The following is a 3110-nucleotide window of genomic DNA, read 5'->3' as shown; positions in this document are numbered from 1 at the left end:
AAAAAAGCAAGAAAGGGCACATGGCGGATGCCTTGGCTCTCGGAGGCGACGAAGGACGTGATAAGCTGCGATAAGCTGCGGGGAGGTGCAAATGACCCTTGATCCGCGGATTTCCGAATGGGACAACCCGGTGTCCTGAAGGGACACCATCCCGCAAGGCGGGAGGCTAACGCAGGGAACTGAAACATCTTAGTACCTGCAGGAAGAGAAAATAAACAATGATTCCCCCAGTAGTGGCGAGCGAACGGGGAAGAGCCCAAACCACCTGCGTTACGGCGCATGTGGGGTTGTAGGACCGCGCCGTTGCAAGAAATCTCGTGAGTGGAACCCTCTGGAAAGTGGGTCCGTAGAGGGTGACAGGCCCGTACACGAAGCGAGACGAAGCATAGCGGTATCCTGAGTAGCGCGGAGCACGAGGAATTCTGCGTGAATCTGCCGGGACCATCCGGTAAGGCTAAATACTCCCGAGAGACCGATAGTGGACCAGTACCGTGAGGGAAAGGTGAAAAGCACTTCGAACAGAAGAGTGAAATAGTACCTGAAACCGTGTGCCTACAAGCGGTCGGAGCTCGCAAGAGTGACGGCGTGCCTTTTGCATAATGAACCTACGAGTTGCTTTTTCCGGCAAGGTTAAGGAAGAGTACTTCCGGAGCCGAAGCGAAAGCGAGTCTGAAGAGGGCGTACAGTCGGAAGGAGCAGACGCGAAACCAAGTGATCTACCCTTGGCCAGGCTGAAGGATGGGTAACACCATCTGGAGGGCCGAACCAATAAGCGTTGAAAAGCTTCTGGATGAGCTGAGGGTGGGGGTGAAAGGCTAATCAAACTTGGAGATAGCTCGTACTCCCCGAAATGCATTTAGGTGCAGCCTTGACTTATACTGACGTGAGGTAGAGCGACTGATAAGATGCGAGGGCTTCACCGCCTATCAAGTCTTGACAAACTCCGAATGCGCGTCAGTTCTATGTCAGGAGTGAGGGCATGGGTGCTAAGGTCCATGTCCGAGAGGAGAACAATCCGGACCAGCAGCTAAGGTCCCGAAATGAATACTAAGTTGAACTAACGAAGTCAGATTGCTAAGACAGCTAGGATGTTGGCTTGGAAGCAGCCATTCATTTAAAGAGTGCGTAACAGCTCACTAGTCGAGGAGTTTGGCATGGATAATAATCGGGCATAAGTATTCTACCGAAGCTCTGGAATCAGCAATGATTGGTAGGGGAGCATTCCACTCCGCGTCGAAGGCGTACCGCGAGGTATACTGGAGCGTGTGGAAAAGCAAATGTAGGTATAAGTAACGATAAGGCAGGCGAGAAACCTGCCCGCCGCAAGACTAAGGTTTCCTGATCAACGCTAATCGGATCAGGGTAAGTCGGGTCCTAAGGCTCAGCCGAACGGCGAGGCCGATGGCAGAACCGGTTAATATTCCGGTACTACCGACATGAGTGACGTGGGGACGGAGTCGTGACAGCGCCGCCGGCTGACGGAATAGCCGGTTGAAGGGTGTAGGTGTTGACGGTGCCAGGCAAATCCGGTGCCGGAGCCGAACCTGAGAGTATGGAGCGTCCTTCGGGACAATCCAACAGCGCGCGTAATCATACTTCCAAGAAAATCCGCTAAACTTAATCATGTTGGTACCCGTACCGCAAACGGACACACGTAGTCGGGTTGAATATACTGAGGCGCTTGAGTGAATCACGGTTAAGGAACTAGGCAAACTGACCCTGTAACTTCGGGATAAAGGGTCCTCCCCTCCGGGGGAGGCGCAGAGAATAGGTCCAGGCAACTGTTTAACAAAAACACAGGGCTGTGCAAAATTGAAAGATGAAGTATACAGCCTGACACCTGCCCGGTGCTGGAAGGTTAAGAGGAGACGTCATCGCAAGAGAAGCGTTGAATTGAAGCCCCAGTAAACGGCGGCCGTAACTATAACGGTCCTAAGGTAGCGAAATTCCTTGTCGGGTAAGTTCCGACCTGCACGAATGGTGTAATGATCCGGACGCTGTCTCAACCGTGAGCTCAGTGAAATTGTAGTATCGGTGAAGATGCCGATTACCCGCGATGGGACGAAAAGACCCCGTGAACCTTTACTATAGCTTAACATTGAATTTGGGCAGACGATGTGTAGGATAGGCCGGAGGCTTTGAAGCGGTGACGCCAGTCATCGTGGAGCCGCCGTTGAAATACGGCCCTTCGGTTGTTTGAGTTCTAACTCCCGGCTGGGAGGACACTGTTTGGTGGGTAGTTTGACTGGGGTGGTCGCCTCCAAAAGCGTAACGGAGGCTTCTAAAGGTGCCCTCAGGACGATTGGTAACCGTCCGCAGAGTGTAATGGCATAAGGGCGCTTGACTGGGAGACATACAAGTCGATCAGGTAGGAAACTAGAGCATAGTGATCCGGTGTTTCTGTATGGAAAGGACATCGCTCAAAGGATAAAAGGTACTCCGGGGATAACAGGCTGATCCCTCCCAAGAGCTCATATCGACGGAGGGGTTTGGCACCTCGATGTCGGCTCGTCACATCCTGGGGCTGGAGAAGGTCCCAAGGGTTGGGCTGTTCGCCCATTAAAGTGGCACGCGAGCTGGGTTCAGAACGTCGTGAGACAGTTCGGTCTCTATCTATCGTGGGCGCATGAAATTTGCGTGGCTCTGACACTAGTACGAGAGGACCGTGTTGGACTGACCTCTGGTTTGCCGGTTGTGCCGCCAGGTGCATCGCCGGGTATCCAAGTCGGGATCGGATAAGCGCTGAAAGCATCTAAGTGCGAAGCCGGCCACAAGATTAGATTTCTCAGGGTCGTCAAAGACGATGACGTTGATAGGACGCAGGTGTAAAGACGGTGACGTCAAAGCCGAGCGTTACTAATTGCCCGTCCGCTTTATTCCGCCTCGTCCCTATGGGACGGCACATTCCTGCAGCTTTTGCATTGCTTTTTCTTCCTTCATGCCAACCTTATTGAGGTGGCTATAGCACCGGGGTTCCACCTCTTCCCATTCCGAACAGAGAAGTTAAGCCCGGTCACGCCGATGGTACTGCGCAACAGTGGGAGAGTAGGTAGCCGCCGTCTTCAGTGGAAGTCCTCCGTGACGAACGTGTCACGGGGGACTTTTCGTTT

General features: G+C 53.2%; 2 rRNA genes. Both read left to right on the top strand.

What is annotated here, in order from left to right:
* A 23S ribosomal RNA gene (locus tag BQ7483_RS00080) occupies positions 1-2880 on the top strand.
* A gap of 71 nt (positions 2881-2951) precedes the next feature.
* Positions 2952-3062, top strand: a 5S ribosomal RNA gene (gene rrf / locus BQ7483_RS00075).
* Positions 3063-3110 lie beyond the last annotated feature (48 nt).

The sequence above is a fragment of the Mediterranea massiliensis genome (genome assembly GCF_900128475.1).
GTDB lineage: Bacteria > Bacteroidota > Bacteroidia > Bacteroidales > Bacteroidaceae > Bacteroides > Bacteroides massiliensis_E.
Note: the sequence above shows the minus strand (reverse complement) of the source record. Positions and strands in the feature narration are given on the sequence as shown.